The sequence below is a fragment of the Saccharomonospora azurea NA-128 genome (assembly GCF_000231055.2).
GTDB classification, from domain to species: Bacteria; Actinomycetota; Actinomycetes; order Mycobacteriales; family Pseudonocardiaceae; genus Saccharomonospora; species Saccharomonospora azurea.
On the sequence record NZ_CM001466.1, the window covers coordinates 1877877 to 1891935 of the forward strand.

Sequence of the window (14059 nt, forward strand, 5' to 3'; positions counted from 1 at the left end):
CTGGCGCAGATTGCCGTTCGGGGTGCTAATCGCTACTAACATAATCCCGGATCATCCGAGGTTGTCAACGTGCTGTCGGGGTTGCCACCATGCCAACACACGCTAGAGTGTGCTCACGTTATGGGTGATGACAGCAGCAGGAACAGGCGTCCACGCGACCGCAAGGCCCAGCTCGCGGCGGTCGCGTCCGAGCTGTTCCGTCAGCGCGGTTATCACGGCGTCGGCATCAATGACCTCGCCGCGGCGGCGGGCATCACCGGCCCCGCCCTCTACCGGCACTTCTCCGACAAGCAGGCGGTCCTGGCGCACGTGCTGCTCACCGGGCTGCGCGACATGGAGCTCGCCACGGAGGCCGCGCTCGACGAGCGCCGCACCGAGTCGTACGAGAGCATCCGGGAACTGCTGACCGGGCTCGCGGCCCGCTCGGTGGAGCGCAGGGACGTCGCCGCCCTCTGGCGCTGGGAGGGGCGTCACCTCGACGCCGAGAGCCAGCAGCAGATCCGGCGCCGGTCCACCGCGATGCTGGCGGCGTGGGCGCGGGTGCTGCAGCGCAAACGTCCCGAACTCTCGGACGACGACGCCGAGCTGCTGTGCTGGGCGACGCTGTCGGTGTTCGGCAGCGTGTCGGTGCACCGCACCACGCTGCCCAAGCGCCGGTTCACGGACCTGCTCACGTCGCTGGCCCTGCGTGTGCTGCACGCCGAACTGCCCGAAGTGGACACGGCGACCGAGGCGGCACCGACACCGCGCACGCTGGGCACTCCGTCGCGGCGGGAGCAGTTGCTGACGGAAGCCGCCGAGCTGTTCCGCCGCCGCGGGTTCGCCGACGTCAGCATGGAGGACATCGGCAAGGCCGCGGGCATCGCGGGCCCGAGCGTCTACCGCCACTTCCCCAGCAAGGCGGCACTGCTGGCCGCCATCGGCAGGCGCGCGGGCGACCGGCTCATGCTCGCCGCCGACCACGCGCTGCGGACGAGCGCACCAGCCGACGAGCGGGAGGCGTTGCGCCGACTCGCCGCCTCCTACGTGCAGACACTGACCGGGCCCCCCGAGCTGCTCGTCGCGTTCTCGGTGGACCACGTGCACATCGACGAGCGCGACCGGCCGGAGCTGCTGCGCATCCAACGCGACTACGTGGACCAGTGGGTGCGGCTGCTGGAGGCCGTCCAGCCCGGACTGGACACGCGGGAAGCGAAGATCACCGTCCACGCGGCGCTGACCATCGCCAACGACCTCACGCGGACCCGGCGGGTCGCCGCACGCCCGAATCTGGTCGAGGAACTGACCACGCTCCTGCACGCGGTACTCGGAATCGACTGAGTTGCCCGCCCCTACTGGCGCGGCCACGAACCCACCCGCTAACCTACTCGCGAGTAGGTAAACCGGAGGGGAAAGCTGTGGCCCGACAGAATGCGACACGACGCGACGCCATGGGCTTCGGTCTCGCGGCGCTCAACCGGCTCGCCGGAAGTCCTCTGCTCGACCGCGCCGGCCTGCGCAAGCCCGTGGAGAACCTCGTGGCCACGGCCACGCGGCAGGGTTTCCGCGCGGCGGGTGCAGCGCAGCGGACGTTCAAGGCGACCACCCGGCTCGGCAAGCCCGCGCGGCTGGCCCCGGCCACCGACACGGGACTGTTCGACCTGACGCCCGACGACGAGCAGCAGATGATCGTCGAGACCGTCTCGGAGTTCGCCGCCGAACAGCTGCGGCCCGCGGCGGCCGAGGCCGACGACGCGCTCGCTCCCCCGGACGGCCTGCTCGCCCGCGCGGCCGAACTGGGCCTGACCGTGGTGGGCATCCCGGAGGAGCTCGGCGGCGTCGGCAGCGAACGCTCGGCCGTCACGAACGTCCTGGTGGCGGAGGCGCTCGCCCACGGCGACCTCGGGTTGGCCGTGGCCGTGCTCGCCCCGTCGGCGGTGAGCAACGTCCTCGTCCGCCACGGCGACGCCCACCAGCAGGCGACCTACCTGCCCGCGTTCACCGGGGAGGACGTGCCCGCCGCCGCACTCGCGCTGCAGGAGCAGGTGCCGCTGTTCGACGTCTTCGCGCCGCGGACCACCGCCCGCCGCACCCCCCACGGCTACCGCCTCGACGGCGTGAAGAACCTCGTGCCGCGGGCCGCGCAGGCGGAGCTCTTCGTCGTATCGGCGAACCTGGAGGGCCCGAAGGGCGCCGGTCCCGCACTGTTCGTGGTGGAGTCGGGCACGAAGGGCGTCGGCATCGAGGCGGAGCCCGCGATGGGACTGCGCGGCGCCGCCACCGGCAAGCTCGTGCTGGACGACGTGTCGCTGCCCGCGAGCGCACTCGTCGGCGGCGGGAAGCGGGACGTGTTCACCGACGTGGTGCGCTCGTCGCGGCTGGCGTGGGCGGCGCTCGCGTGCGGCACCGCGAAGGCCGTGCTCGACTACGTGATCCCGTACGTCAACGAGCGGGAGGCGTTCGGGGAGCCCGTGAGCCACCGGCAGGGCGTGGCGTTCCAGGTGGCCGACATCGGCATCGAGCTGGAAGGCATGCGGCTGGTGACGCTGCGCGCGGCGTCCCGCATGGAGCAGGGCAAGCCCCACGCCCGCGAGGTCGCGCTCGCCCGCAAGCTCGCCACCGACAAGGGCATGCAGATCGGCAGCGCGGGCGTGCAACTGCTCGGCGGACACGGCTTCGTCAAGGAACACCCGGTGGAGCGCTGGTACCGCGATCTGCGCGCGGTCGGCGTCATGGAAGGGGTCGTCTCAGCATGATCAACCTTGAGGTCCCGAAGAAGGCCAAGGCGCTGGTCAACCAGGCCCGGCAGGCCGCGACCGAGGTGTTCCGGCCCATCTCGCGCAAGTACGACCGCGCCGAGCACGCGTATCCGTCCGAGTTGGACATGCTCGCGGCGTTGCTGGACGGGTTGAACACCTCCGGTGAGGGCGGCGCGGGCGCAGCCGGCGTGCGCCGCAAGGACAACAAGAACTCCGGCGGCAACCGCAACGGCGGCAACCTGCTCACCGTGCTCGGCACCATCGAGCTGTGCTGGGGCGACGTCGCCCTGCTGCTGTCGATGCCCCGACAGGGACTCGGCAACGCGGCCATCGCGTCGGTGGCCAACGACGAGCAGCTCGAACGTTTCGGCAAGGTGTGGGCCGCCATGGCCATCACCGAGCCCGGCTGCGGTTCCGACTCCGCCGCCATCACCACGACAGCGACCAAGGACGGCGACGACTACATCCTCAACGGGGAGAAGATCTTCGTCACCTCCGGGGAACGCGCCGACGCCGTGGTCGTGTGGGCGACGCTCGACAAGAGCAAGGGCCGCGCCGCGATCAAGTCGTTCGTCGTGGAGAAGGGCACCCCGGGCTTCGAGGTCGTGCGGCTGGAGCACAAGCTCGGCATCCGTGCCTCCGACACGGCGGTGCTGCGCTTCGACAACTGCCGCGTGCCCGCGAAGAACCTGCTCGGCTCGCCGGAGATCGACACCAAGAAGGGTTTCGCGGGGGTCATGCAGACCTTCGACAACACCCGTCCGCTGGTGGCGGCGATGGCGATCGGCGTCGCGCGCGCGGCCCTGGAGGAAACTCGCCGCCTTCTGGAGGAGGCGGGCGTCGAGGTCGACTACGACAAGCCCGCGCTCGCGCAGCACGCCGCCGCGGCGACGTTCCTGCAGCTCGAAGCCGACTACGAGGCCGCGTACCTGACGACGCTCGAAGCGGCGTGGATGGCGGACAACCGCAAGCCGAACTCGCTGCAGGCGTCCATCGCGAAGGCCAAGGCAGGCCGCACGGTCGTCGACATCACCCTCAAGTGCGTCGAGCTCGCGGGCACCCTCGGCTACACCGAGGAATCGCTGCTGGAGAAGTGGGCACGCGACTCGAAGATCCTCGACATCTTCGAAGGCACGCAACAGATCCAGCAGCTCATCGTCGCCCGCAGGCTGCTGGGCAAGACGAGCAAGGAACTGAAGTAGGCCAGGAGGGAAACCGCCCGTCCACTGCGCTTTCCGCGGTGACGGGCGGTTTCCGCGTTCAGACCCTCACCGTCCGCCCTGGCCCCTCGTGAAGCCCAGTGCGCTTGATCTCCTCGGCCTTGCGGCGTTCCCGGTCAGCCCAGTACCTCGCCTCGTGGTGGTGGGCTCGGTCGATCTCCGCGACCTCGGCGTAGACGCGCGCGCTCCGCAGGTAGTACCGCCGCCACTCCGAAGCCGGGGCATCCAATGCCGGGCGGATGCCCTCCAGTGCCAGGTGCGCCTGGCACAACGTCCGCGCTTCCGGAATCGACTCGGTCACCCTCACACCTCCCTGCTCAGCCCGGCCGCTACCGGCACGTTGGCCTGCCCGCTCTCCCGACCGACCCATTCGGCCAGCTCCGCAGCCGCTCTCCCGAGGTCTTCCAGGAAACGCCGGAAGTCCGGCCATTCCGCCGGGTCCGCAGGCGGCACAATCGCCACACGATCGGGCTCGCAACAATCGACCAACGTGGCCTCCTCGTCCACGAAACAGAAAGTCCGGCTCCCGGCCTGCCCGCCCGGACAGAACGTCACCTCGAATGGCACCGTTCGCTCCTCCCCCGACACGTCAGGCCCACGCCGACCATCGCAAGCTCTGTGGGAACGCCTCATCGAACTCGCTTGAGAACCAGCCCCCAGCGAGGCGCCATCGTGTCGTAAACCCCTCTTGTCGTCACCCGTGTCGCCGCCTGTACGGCGGCACATCACAAGGCTCGTCCAGGCTAAGGTCCCGTCACGACACCGCATATGTCGCGTCTCGAACTTCTGCCCCTCGTCAAGTCTCGTCCTTGTCTCATTCTCGTACTAGGGTCGACTACTGACCGGCGTCATGGGGGATGAGTCGATGGCTGACAAGCCGACCGTGCTGAAGGTGTTGCTACGACAACGGCATCTGCAGGGACACCGCGCGTTCTGCAAGGAGTACGACAAGCTCGCGAAGAAGCTGGAGCCTGACCTGGTAGGGAGTGGGCCGAGTAAGGCCCAGTTCTACCGTTGGCTGTCCCGCGACCTGCAAGGGCTGCCCTATGCCCACCACTGCCGCATCCTCGAAGCGATGTTCCCCGGCTGGACCGCCGAGCAGCTCTTCCAGGAGCACACGGGCGACATCGAGTTCGTGCCCGAGCCACCGAACACCGCCGCCGCTACGACGAGCAAACCAAAACCGGCACAGCACACCGTGCAGGGAATGGCCGACGTAACCGCCGTCTTCCCCAGCCGCCCCGCATTCTCGCACGAGATCCCGCCGCACAAACTCTTCGACGGCGCTGAGCAGATCAGCATGGTCGGGCTCTCGCTCAACCTGCTCTGCCAGAGCTACCCCGACCGATCCCTGCTCGACCTGCTCGAATCGGGAACCGTCGTCCGGTGTCTGTTCCTCGACCCGGCCGGTCGCTACATCAAGGAACGCGAGCGGGAGGAATCCCACCCCGAGGGCGTGCTGTCCACGCTCACGACGCTCAACATCCAGACCCTGCAGCGGCTCCAAGGCAAACTCTCGCCCGAGGCACGCGGGAACCTACGCATCCGCACCTCCGACGAGGCCGTGCGGTTCAACATCACCGTCATCGACGACGCGACATGCGTCGTGCAGCTCTACCTACCGGACGCGCGAGGCGTCGAGTCCCCAACGTTCGTGGTCGAGAAGCAACCCGGCCCGCCGGGCCTGTTCGAGACGTTCTCTCAGGTGTTCGAGTCGATGTGGGCGCGAAGCAAGGAGATCACCGCGTGAAGGACCTGAACACACTGCTCGCCGTGGCGCAGGATGCCGTCGACATCGGCGCGAACCTGATGACCACCTCGGCGCCGGGCACCGTCAGCACCAAGGGCGACCGAGACTATGTGACCGAGCTGGACGTGCGAATTCAGCATGAGATCCGCGACCACCTCGCCCGCGCCACCCCCGACATCGACTTTCTTGGGGAAGAGGAGGGCGGTGGGGCGATCGATGAGAGCACCGACTACGTGTGGGTACTCGACCCCATCGACGGCACCTCGAACTTCGCCCACGGCATCCCGCTCTGCGCCACCTCACTAGCCCTGGTTCACCGAGGCGAACCCGTCGTAGGCGTGATCGTCGCGCCGTTCCTGAACCTGCGCTACCACGCCACCAAGGGTGGCGGAGCGTACTGCAACGACAAACCCATACACGCCAGCGAGACGACCGACCTCAGCCGTGCCATCGTCTCCATCGGTGACTACGCCACCGGACCCGGAGCCGCCGAGAAGAACCGCCGCCGCTTCGCCGTCACCCAAGCCCTAGCCGAAAACGTCGAACGTGTCCGCATGTTCGGCGCAGCCTCACTCGACCTGGCCTGGGTCGCAGAAGGCCGCACCGACGCCTGCGTGATCCTCAGCAACAAGCCATGGGACATGGCTGCGGGCGTGTTGATAGCAAGAGAATCGAGTGCCTCAATCTCGGATATCAATGATTCGGACTACCGCTTCAGCTCTAGATCAACCTTCTCTTCCAATTTCTACATCAGAGCGACTCTAGTCTCACTCTTGAATCGGACCTGCTGAGGCGCCGGGACTTTCGGACTCAATTGAACGGGTGAGCAAATATTCGGTGAATCACCGACGCTAGACTTTTTTAGCCAACTCCCGCATTGCTGTGGCCACTTGACCCGGCCACCATTCAACCTTTCCACAAGAAACATGGAGGGTAATATGTGGGGTTACTCTTTTGTGGAATCGTCGCATTCGCCAACTCTGACACAATGAAAGCATCTACGCGCCTTTGGAGCTGCGCCAACCGACAACGGTCGGCGGGCCGCGTGCTCGGCTGCATGTCGAGGTGGAGGAGACGGGCTGGGCAGGCTCGCGCCAGGCCGTCTCCATGCCGTGTTAGGTGGAGCGGAACCGGGTAGCCGCGAGGTTCACGAAAAGTCTGCGCAGGTCCGAGGCGGTTTTCACTTTTTCCCCTCCAGGTTGGCGCTGACCGGCCGCGAATCCTCGACATCTTCGAAGGCACACAACAGATCCAGCAACTCATCGTCGCCCGCAGGCTGCTGGGCTCGCCGTCCTGCGACCAATCCGTGCGTGCCTGAGAAGTGACGGGTGTCAGTCCGTGCTGGATGCCAGGCCGGTCCGGTAGGCGAGGACGACTGCTTGTACGCGGTCCCGCAGGTCGAGTTTGGTGAGGATCCGGGACACGTAGGTCTTCACCGTCTCGGTGGAGATGACCAGTTCCGCGGCGATTTCGGCGTTGGACAGGCCGGCGGCGAGGTGTTCGAGCACTTCCAGCTCGCGGGGCGCCAGTGCCCGCACGACGGCGTCTCGTGCCGGGCGGGAGGTGTCGGCGGGGCGGAGCCGTTCGGCGAAGTGGCCGATCAGGCTTCGGGTGACCGCGGGGTCCAGCAGGGAGTCACCGCGGGCGATCGTGCGGACGCCGTCGACCAGCTGCGCCGGCGGCGTGTCCTTGAGGAGGAACCCGCTGGCGCCGGCGCGCAGTGCCTCGTACACGTACTCGTCGACGTTGAACGTGGTGACGACCAGCACCTTCGCCGGTGCCTCGACGCCGGGACCGGTCAGCTCGCGGGTCGCCTCGATGCCGTCCAGAACGGGCATACGGACGTCCATCACGATCACGTCGGGGCGCAACCGCCGCGCAGCCTCCACCGCCGCGCGACCGTCGGCCGCCTCGCCGACGACCACGATGTCGGGCTGCGCGGAGAAGATGGTGACGTAGCCGGTGCGCACCAGTTCCTGGTCCTCGCAGATCAGCACCCGGATCGGCTCGGTCATGTGGGCCTCCCTGGAATGACGGCCCGGACGCGGAAGCCGTCGTCGGGCAGAGCACCGGAAACCAGGTCCCCGCCGAGCATCCGCACCCGTTCCCGAAGTCCTGTCAGACCTCGGCCGCCGGACGGTGTGGCCGTGTCGCCGACCGCTGGACCGCGAGTGATCACCTCGACCTCGATGTGGTCCTCGCGGTGTCGGACCATGACCGTGGTCGGGTTTCCGGTCGCGTGTTTGAGCGCGTTGGTGAGCGCCTCCTGTACCACGCGGTAGGTGGCCAGCTCCACGTCGACGGACCGCGGTCGTTGCTCGCCCTGCTCGGTCCACTCGACGGGCTGTCCGGACAGCCGGGCCCGTTCGACCAGATCACCGACCTTTCCCATGGCCGGCGTCCGGTCCGCGGTCCTGGACTCGCCGGTCGCTTCGAGAATGCCGAGCAGGGTCCGCAGCTCCGTCAACGCCCGGCGTCCGGTGTCGCTGATGGCGCGCAGGCCGGTCCCGGTGCGTTCCGGCGCGGAGTCGAGCAGGAACTGCGCCGCGTCGGCCTGGACGACCATCGCGGTCACGTGATGGGTGACCACGTCGTGCAGATCGCGAGCGATGCGTGCCCGCTCGGTGGCCGCGGCCACCTCGGCCGCCAGCCGTCGACGTTCAGCCTCTTCCGTGCGCCATCGACGCATGCCGGTGCCGGCCAACCAGATCACCACCAACACGAGATAGAACGCGACGAAATCCGGAAACCGTTGCGGTGAGCCAAGGTTCTGCAGTGCCACGGCGAGCCCCGCATAACCCGCGGTCAGCACTGCGGCAAGCCCTCGACGGAACCGCTCCAGGTGCGCGCCGGCGGCGTACAACGCGAGGAGAATCCCCACCTTGCCGAACGTGTCCGGGTAACTCAGCACCTGACCGATCGCGAATGCGGTACCGATGATCGACACACACACGGCCGGCATGCGGCTGCGTACCGCGAGCGGCAGGCACATCGCCAGCGTCAGCGCCGCACCGACCACCGCGCCGATTCCGCCCGGCTCGCGCTCGGGGAGATCGCCGATCTCCGGCCCGATGTGGGCGATGGTCGGCGCGAATGCCAGCACGGTCACCACCGCCGCCAACACACTGTCCTTGACAGACGATGGGAGGTCTCGCCACCCGTCGAGTGCGGCGCTGAGGCGGGATGTCGCGCTCGCAAGCATTCGGCGAGTTTAGCGCCGCCGCATGGGCACGAGATTGCCGCGCTTGTGAGCGGCGATGAGCACGGGCAGGGCGAACAGCAGGCTCACGATGACGGGAACGATCGACCCCTCGATGCCGAACCGGCCGCCGGTCAGCAATTCCGGGCCCGTCGGTTCGGCGATCAGCAAACCCGGAGACGCGTGACCCGAGACCGGGACGCCGAGCAGCCCTACGATGGTGTTCCAGGCGAAGTGCAGGCCCGCGACCACCCAGATGTTGCGCAGCCACAGGAACGTGGCACCCATCAGGACCCCGGCCTCGACGGCGATCGCGAACCCGGTCCACACCGTGGCGCCGGGGTTGGCCAGGTGGATGGCACCGAACAGCACCGCACTGATCGCCAGCGCCGCCCCACTGCCACACAGCCGTTCCAGCCCTTGCAACAGCAGGCCGCGGAAGAGCAGTTCCTCGGTCACCGCCGCACCGAACTGCACCGCCGCGATGCTCGCCACGGTCGCCATGACACTCCCGGACGCCCAGGTGAACGAGAACTCGCTGATCACCATGAGCATCGAGGTGGTGATGAACACGGCGCCCAGCCCGATGCCGAGCAACGCCTGACGCCCGGCCCGTGCCCTCGCGATCTCCGGCGTGCTCCGCCGCGCGACGTAGCGCATGACCACCCAGTAGACGGCGACCGCGGCGACCGCGCCCACGACCGCCGGCACCGGCGACCCACCCGAGGACAGCGCCGACACCCCGCCGACACCGACTGTCCCGACCAGCATCCAGGCGAGCGGAGACCGCAAGACGCGGCCCGCTCGCCCGGGCTCCTGATCCGTACGCGCGACCGACATCGTGTGCATGGTGACCTCCGGTTGACCACGGCCGCACGGCTGGGCGACCCGCTGAAAACGCTAGAAGCGCACCGACGTCAGCGAATCACCAGCGAGCGGACGATCCGTGTCGCTCTCACGGGGGACACGTCAGCCCGTGCGACGTCAGTGCGGTTGGTGTCCTGGTCCGCTGGGCAGCCAGTGCGCTGGGCGAAGGATGCGGATCCCGGCTGCCGAACGCCATCACTTGCCATCCTGGTTCGGTTGCGGCGAGGGGGCAGGGCAGGACGCCGTCGCCCGCCGACGCGAGACGGCGCCGATCTGCCAGGTGACGGAGTACAGCAACAGTGCGATGGCGAACGAGGCGCCCGCTCTCTTGGCGATCCCGTTCAACACGCCTTCGGCGAGGGTTCCCCACGGAGCTGGGACCGTCTTGGACGGATAATTGGTCTCGCTCGCGCCGTCGCGCAGGTAGACGGTAGTGGGCCGGCTATAGTCCACTTCGGTCACATAGCGGAAGGCGTCGAAGTCGTCACGGGCGTTGACAGCGCCGCCCAGCACGGGTGCCGCGATCAGCAGAGTCACTACGCTCCACCGCAGGGTGGGACTCAGGCGGGCAACGGTGTCGGTGCCGCCGTGGGTGCGCAGACGGCCGCGGCGCCGCCACAGATGCCAGCCGACGGCCGCCAGGCCGAAGGCGGTGCTCGCATGCTGCAGCAGCCGGTCAGCCGTCAGGCTGACCAGCAGTTCGTCGCCGTGGGTGAAGAAGTCCCATACCAGGTGGGAGGCGATACCGATCAGGGCGGAGATCAACAGCCACGCGGTGTACCGGACTTTCGCCGCTCGGCCGGTTGCTCGCTCGGGTTCCGGGAGGCGGAGACTGGATGGGAGCAGTGCTGTGATCGGGGCGCGCAGCATCCGGTACGCGGCGAGCAGACTGATGGCAGCCGGCAGACTGACGAGCAACCCGACAGGAATCGAGTGGGTCTGCGTGGCGTTGAGGAGTGGCCCGTACCAGTCGTGCGGACCGGTCTCGGACACGCCGAGGGTGGTCAGGAAGTACGGGAGGTCGGGTGCCACGGCACCCGCGACCAGAGCCGCCGGAACGAAGGGCCGACGCAGCAGCGGCAGCACTGCTGCGGGGTGGGACACGGTGAATGGCACTCAGTGATCTTTTCTGCTCGGAAGAGACCGGGCGGGCTTCACTGCACGCCGCACCGCGGGCGCCCTGTGGGGCCCGCGATCACACGACTGGCCTGGCCCAGACAGCACTCACGGATAGAACACCGGAGAGTGTATTCCCTGCCGTGGCACCGAGACCCACCGAACACGGTCCACAGCAGCACCCCACGCACATCCTCACTCGAAAGTCAGGACCACTTTCCAGCATGATCGCTCCGACTTCCCGAGCGGGGATGCACAGCCCCGCAGCCAGGCGGTCTCCAGGCAGTCAGGGAGCACGTGACGGCCGGAACCGGCGAGAAGCGATCCACTCGCCAACCGGGCGACGCGCCCGCGCCTGCGGCAGCGGCACTGCGGAAGGTCCGCCGGTAGGCGCCCTGAGGCACACCGACGGTGCGGGCGAAGTGGCGACGCAATGTCGTCGTCGTGCCGATGCCCGCGGCCTGCGCGATGGCGTCGATGCTGTCCTCGATGTTCTCCAGCAGCTCCTGGGCTCGGCGGACCCGCTGCGTCGACAGCCACTGCGACGGGCTGGCGCCGGTCACGGCCCTGAAGTGGACTTTCGACACCACAGTGGACACACGACCCTGACGACGGCTATGGCGCCGTCAGAGCCCGCACGTAACGAACCTCCCTGAGCAGCGGTCCGTCCGCGATCCTGTCGACCTTGGCTGCGCCCTCTTCCGCCCAACCGGCGCGCTCGTAAAAGCGGCGCGCACGCGCATTGCCCTCCAAGACCCACAGCGTGGCGCGCAGACAACCGCCCTCCCGGAGCACGGCCAGGGCCGAGGCATGCAAGCGCCGTCCCAACCCTCGACCCCACATCGCGGGGTCGAGGTAGAGGCTCTGCAGCTCACCGGTGCCCGCAGAAGCGTCCTCGTCCCGCGACGCGCTCACACACGCGAATCCCGTGACCGTCCCACCCTCGGTCACGACCACGACGGGCGCCGCTGACTCCCCGGCGGTGAGCTGTCGCCGCCATGCGGCCTGCCGCTGCGCGATCGACAAGCCCGCCAGGAAGTCCGCGGGAAGCAGACGGGCGTACGCGGCCCGCCACGACTCCACGTGGATCCGCCCGATCGCCTCCGCATCGGCGAGGCTCGCGAACCTGACCGCGACCGCAGCTGGCGCCATACTCCCGACCTTCGCCCCTCTCGGCCGGGTCGGGCAAGCGGTTTCCGCAGTCACGCACCGACGGACCTCCGAGACCTGCCCCGAAAAAGCGGCAGGGCCACGGGAAAGTCCCCGTGGCCCCACTAGCCGCTGTCGTCACCGAAGGGTGCTAAACGACCGTCGTGCCGTCCTTACGCGCGCTCCTGTAGTCCTTGATCACGCCACGCGTGAGCACGGCCAGGACGATGGCGGTGAGCAGTGGCCACACCATGATGTAAGCCGTCACGAGAATAGTTTCCATGTTCCTTCCCTACTGTCCGGTCGGCGTCGAGGTCAGCGAGCTGCGACCGGGTCGTCGCCCTTCCCGATCATCTCCTTCTCCTCGTCCTGGAACGCCGTCACGCGCTCGTTGAGCAGTGCGAAGTCGTACCGCTCGGTGTTGCGCATGGTGACCAGCACGCACGTCACGGTGCTGGCACCGTAGGCGACCAGGGCGCCGAGCAGTGTCGGGTAGTCCCGCAGGAACCCGAACACGAACGGAGCGAGGCCGACGATGGTGACCCCGGCGACGCCCAGTCCGACCTGCTTGCCGAAGAAGCCGAACGCCATCAGGCCGAACACGACCGCGGCGCCGATCAGCGCGGCGAGCTCCATCACGATGCCGACGACACCGGTGAGGGGCAGCCACTCGAAGCGCGACACGAGGAAGAACGCCACACCGACGAGCGCGGCCGAGGTGAACGCGGCGTTGCTGATCCGGTCCCAGAAGCAGCTGACGATGACCGGGAACACCAGCGCGCCCCACAGGCCACCCATGAACACGAGCAGTCCCAGGATGTCGAACTTCGTCATGGCGATCATGACGCCCATCGCCGTGGCGCCCACCATCGTCAACCGGCCGATGAGGAGCATCGTCTCCGGCTTCACCTTGCGCTTGGCCAGGTTCCGTCCGTAGATGTCGGTCATCACCAGCGACGACAGCGCCGCGAGGTCGGAGTCCGCAGTGGACGACAGCGAACCGATCACCAGGATGAACAGCAGGGCGATCATCGCCGCGGGCAGGTACTCGGAGGCCGTCTGCGGGATGATGTTGTTCATGTCGCCGTTCAACGGCTCCAGCCCGACCATCAGGGCCACCAGGCCGATCATGCCCAGGCCGATCACGGTACCGCCGTAGCCGAGGGTCGCCGTGAGGAACGTGGCCTTGATCTTGTCCTGACGCACCGCGAAGAGACGCTGCGCGATGGTCTGGTTACCGACCGCGTAGGCGAGGACGGCCGCCAGGTACGGGGCACCCTGCTCCAGGAACGCCGTGCCGGAGAAGAAGTTCGCCTGCTCGTCGGTGATCCTCAGCAGCCCCTCGTCGACGAGGTCCGTACCGCCGGCAGCGAAGAAGACCATGGGGATGATGATCGCCGCGGCCACCATCATGGCCACGAGCTGGGCGAAGTCGGTGAGCACCGAAGCGCGGAAGCCCGACCACAGCGTGTAGGCGAGCACACCGACAGCCACCGCCAGCACACCGTGCACGAAGTCGAACGGCGTGAGGATCTCCACCAGCGCACCCGCGGCGGTGAAGTTCGCCGTCAGGCTGATGACGCTACCCGCGATGTTGGAGAACGCGAGAATCAGCTGGCTGGACTTCCCGTGCCGGGCCCGCATCATCTCGGCCAGCGTGTGCGCGCGGGGCGCGAGCTCACGGAACCGCCGACCGAAGGGATAGATGCAGAGGATCATGAGCGCGCCCCACAGACCGTAGTGGATGGGGCCCGACAGACCGTACGTGTAGCCGGACGTGGCGCTGGCGTAGAACGATGCCGCCCACACCCAGGTGGCCGTCATGCTCGCAGCCGAGATCCCGAACCCCACAGCGTTGTTCGAGACCATGAACCCGTCGACGTTCTCTTTCTTCTCTCGAATAGTCAGAGTGAGAAGATAAGTCAAACCATAGAATCCGACCAATAAGAGAACGGTAGTTGTTGCACTAAGCTGAAACAACTAAACTCTCCATGACCTTTTTGTTTGTAATTCCCTCCTT

General features: G+C 67.8%; 14 protein-coding genes and 1 pseudogene. 5 read left to right on the forward strand and 10 right to left on the reverse strand.

What is annotated here, in order from left to right; all coding sequences use genetic code 11:
- The first annotated feature begins 120 nt into the window (after nucleotides 1–120).
- The 3 genes from SACAZDRAFT_RS08485 to SACAZDRAFT_RS08495 all read left to right on the forward strand — a co-directional run bounded on the left by SACAZDRAFT_RS08485 (nucleotide 121) and on the right by SACAZDRAFT_RS08495 (nucleotide 3940).
- Nucleotides 121–1320 (forward strand): TetR/AcrR family transcriptional regulator, encoded by a 1200-nt coding sequence (locus SACAZDRAFT_RS08485; RefSeq protein ID WP_005440580.1) that lies wholly within the window; start codon nucleotides 121–123, stop codon nucleotides 1318–1320.
- Between the two features lie 110 nt (nucleotides 1321–1430).
- Nucleotides 1431–2735, forward strand: a complete 1305-nt coding sequence (locus SACAZDRAFT_RS08490; protein WP_198283930.1) for an acyl-CoA dehydrogenase family protein — start codon at nucleotides 1431–1433, stop codon at nucleotides 2733–2735.
- Nucleotides 2732–3940, forward strand: a complete 1209-nt coding sequence (locus SACAZDRAFT_RS08495; RefSeq protein WP_005440582.1) for an acyl-CoA dehydrogenase family protein — start codon at nucleotides 2732–2734, stop codon at nucleotides 3938–3940. Before SACAZDRAFT_RS08490 ends, SACAZDRAFT_RS08495 begins: the two co-directional genes overlap by 4 nt.
- A 58-nt stretch (nucleotides 3941–3998) precedes the next feature.
- Here the strand turns inward: SACAZDRAFT_RS08495 and SACAZDRAFT_RS08500 are convergent, their stop codons facing one another.
- Nucleotides 3999–4259: an AMED_5909 family protein gene (locus SACAZDRAFT_RS08500; RefSeq protein WP_005440584.1), complete on the reverse strand. Its 261-nt coding sequence runs from the start codon at nucleotides 4257–4259 to the stop codon at nucleotides 3999–4001.
- Nucleotides 4260–4261: 2 nt separating this feature from the next.
- Nucleotides 4262–4525, reverse strand: a complete 264-nt coding sequence (locus tag SACAZDRAFT_RS08505; RefSeq protein ID WP_005440586.1) for a hypothetical protein — start codon at nucleotides 4523–4525, stop codon at nucleotides 4262–4264.
- A 298-nt stretch (nucleotides 4526–4823) separates the two neighbouring features.
- Between SACAZDRAFT_RS08505 and SACAZDRAFT_RS08510 the strand changes: the two genes are divergently transcribed.
- Together SACAZDRAFT_RS08510 and SACAZDRAFT_RS08515 are read left to right on the forward strand one after the other, a co-directional pair.
- A complete protein-coding gene (locus SACAZDRAFT_RS08510; protein WP_005440591.1) occupies nucleotides 4824–5708 on the forward strand; it encodes a DUF5919 domain-containing protein in 885 nt (294 codons plus the stop codon).
- Nucleotides 5705–6499, forward strand: a complete 795-nt coding sequence (locus SACAZDRAFT_RS08515; RefSeq protein WP_005440593.1) for an inositol monophosphatase family protein — start codon at nucleotides 5705–5707, stop codon at nucleotides 6497–6499. Before SACAZDRAFT_RS08510 ends, SACAZDRAFT_RS08515 begins: the two co-directional genes overlap by 4 nt.
- A gap of 540 nt (nucleotides 6500–7039) precedes the next feature.
- Here SACAZDRAFT_RS08515 and SACAZDRAFT_RS08520 read toward each other — a convergent pair.
- From SACAZDRAFT_RS08520 to SACAZDRAFT_RS08545, 8 genes and pseudogenes are all read right to left on the reverse strand, one after another.
- Nucleotides 7040–7723 carry a response regulator gene (locus tag SACAZDRAFT_RS08520; RefSeq protein WP_005440594.1) on the reverse strand — a complete coding sequence of 228 codons (684 nt, stop codon included), beginning with the start codon at nucleotides 7721–7723 and terminating at the stop codon, nucleotides 7040–7042.
- A complete protein-coding gene (locus tag SACAZDRAFT_RS08525) occupies nucleotides 7720–8832 on the reverse strand; it encodes a sensor histidine kinase (protein WP_232286388.1) in 1113 nt (370 codons plus the stop codon). The genes SACAZDRAFT_RS08520 and SACAZDRAFT_RS08525 overlap by 4 nt, the downstream gene beginning before the upstream one ends.
- A gap of 87 nt (nucleotides 8833–8919) precedes the next feature.
- Complete coding sequence (locus tag SACAZDRAFT_RS08530; RefSeq protein WP_232286389.1) at nucleotides 8920–9678, reverse strand: CPBP family intramembrane glutamic endopeptidase; 759 nt, start codon at nucleotides 9676–9678, stop codon at nucleotides 8920–8922.
- Nucleotides 9679–9969: 291 nt separating this feature from the next.
- Nucleotides 9970–10890, reverse strand: a complete 921-nt coding sequence (locus SACAZDRAFT_RS08535; protein ID WP_050983464.1) for a DUF4184 family protein — start codon at nucleotides 10888–10890, stop codon at nucleotides 9970–9972.
- 368 nt (nucleotides 10891–11258) lie between these two features.
- Nucleotides 11259–11468 (reverse strand): annotated as a pseudogene (locus SACAZDRAFT_RS23730) (helix-turn-helix domain-containing protein); the annotation flags it as partial.
- Between the two features lie 37 nt (nucleotides 11469–11505).
- Entirely contained in the window at nucleotides 11506–12042 is a 537-nt protein-coding gene (locus SACAZDRAFT_RS08540) for a GNAT family N-acetyltransferase (RefSeq protein WP_005440599.1), read from the reverse strand.
- A 148-nt stretch (nucleotides 12043–12190) separates the two neighbouring features.
- Nucleotides 12191–12322 carry a putative transporter small subunit gene (locus SACAZDRAFT_RS23735; protein ID WP_005440604.1) on the reverse strand — a complete coding sequence of 44 codons (132 nt, stop codon included), beginning with the start codon at nucleotides 12320–12322 and terminating at the stop codon, nucleotides 12191–12193.
- A 32-nt stretch (nucleotides 12323–12354) separates the two neighbouring features.
- On the reverse strand, nucleotides 12355–13863 hold the full coding sequence (locus SACAZDRAFT_RS08545; RefSeq protein WP_232286390.1) for a sodium:solute symporter family transporter: 1509 nt from the start codon (nucleotides 13861–13863) through the stop codon (nucleotides 12355–12357).
- Nucleotides 13864–14059 lie beyond the last annotated feature (196 nt).

Excerpts from the sequence above, each read along its gene's own strand:
- SACAZDRAFT_RS08485 (WP_005440580.1), top strand. The coding sequence starts at position 121 with ATGGGTGATGACAGCAGCAGGAACAGGCGTCCACGCGACCGCAAGGCC.
- SACAZDRAFT_RS08490 (WP_198283930.1), top strand. The coding sequence starts at position 1,431 with ATGGGCTTCGGTCTCGCGGCGCTCAACCGGCTCGCCGGAAGTCCTCTG.
- SACAZDRAFT_RS08495 (WP_005440582.1), top strand. The coding sequence starts at position 2,732 with ATGATCAACCTTGAGGTCCCGAAGAAGGCCAAGGCGCTGGTCAACCAG.
- SACAZDRAFT_RS08510 (WP_005440591.1), top strand. The coding sequence starts at position 4,824 with ATGGCTGACAAGCCGACCGTGCTGAAGGTGTTGCTACGACAACGGCAT.
- SACAZDRAFT_RS08520 (WP_005440594.1), bottom strand. The coding sequence starts at position 7,723 with ATGACCGAGCCGATCCGGGTGCTGATCTGCGAGGACCAGGAACTGGTG.
- SACAZDRAFT_RS08530 (WP_232286389.1), bottom strand. The coding sequence starts at position 9,678 with ATGCTGGTCGGGACAGTCGGTGTCGGCGGGGTGTCGGCGCTGTCCTCG.
- SACAZDRAFT_RS08540 (WP_005440599.1), bottom strand. The coding sequence starts at position 12,042 with ATGGCGCCAGCTGCGGTCGCGGTCAGGTTCGCGAGCCTCGCCGATGCG.
- SACAZDRAFT_RS23735 (WP_005440604.1), bottom strand. The coding sequence starts at position 12,322 with ATGGAAACTATTCTCGTGACGGCTTACATCATGGTGTGGCCACTGCTC.
- SACAZDRAFT_RS08545 (WP_232286390.1), bottom strand. The coding sequence starts at position 13,863 with ATGACGGCCACCTGGGTGTGGGCGGCATCGTTCTACGCCAGCGCCACG.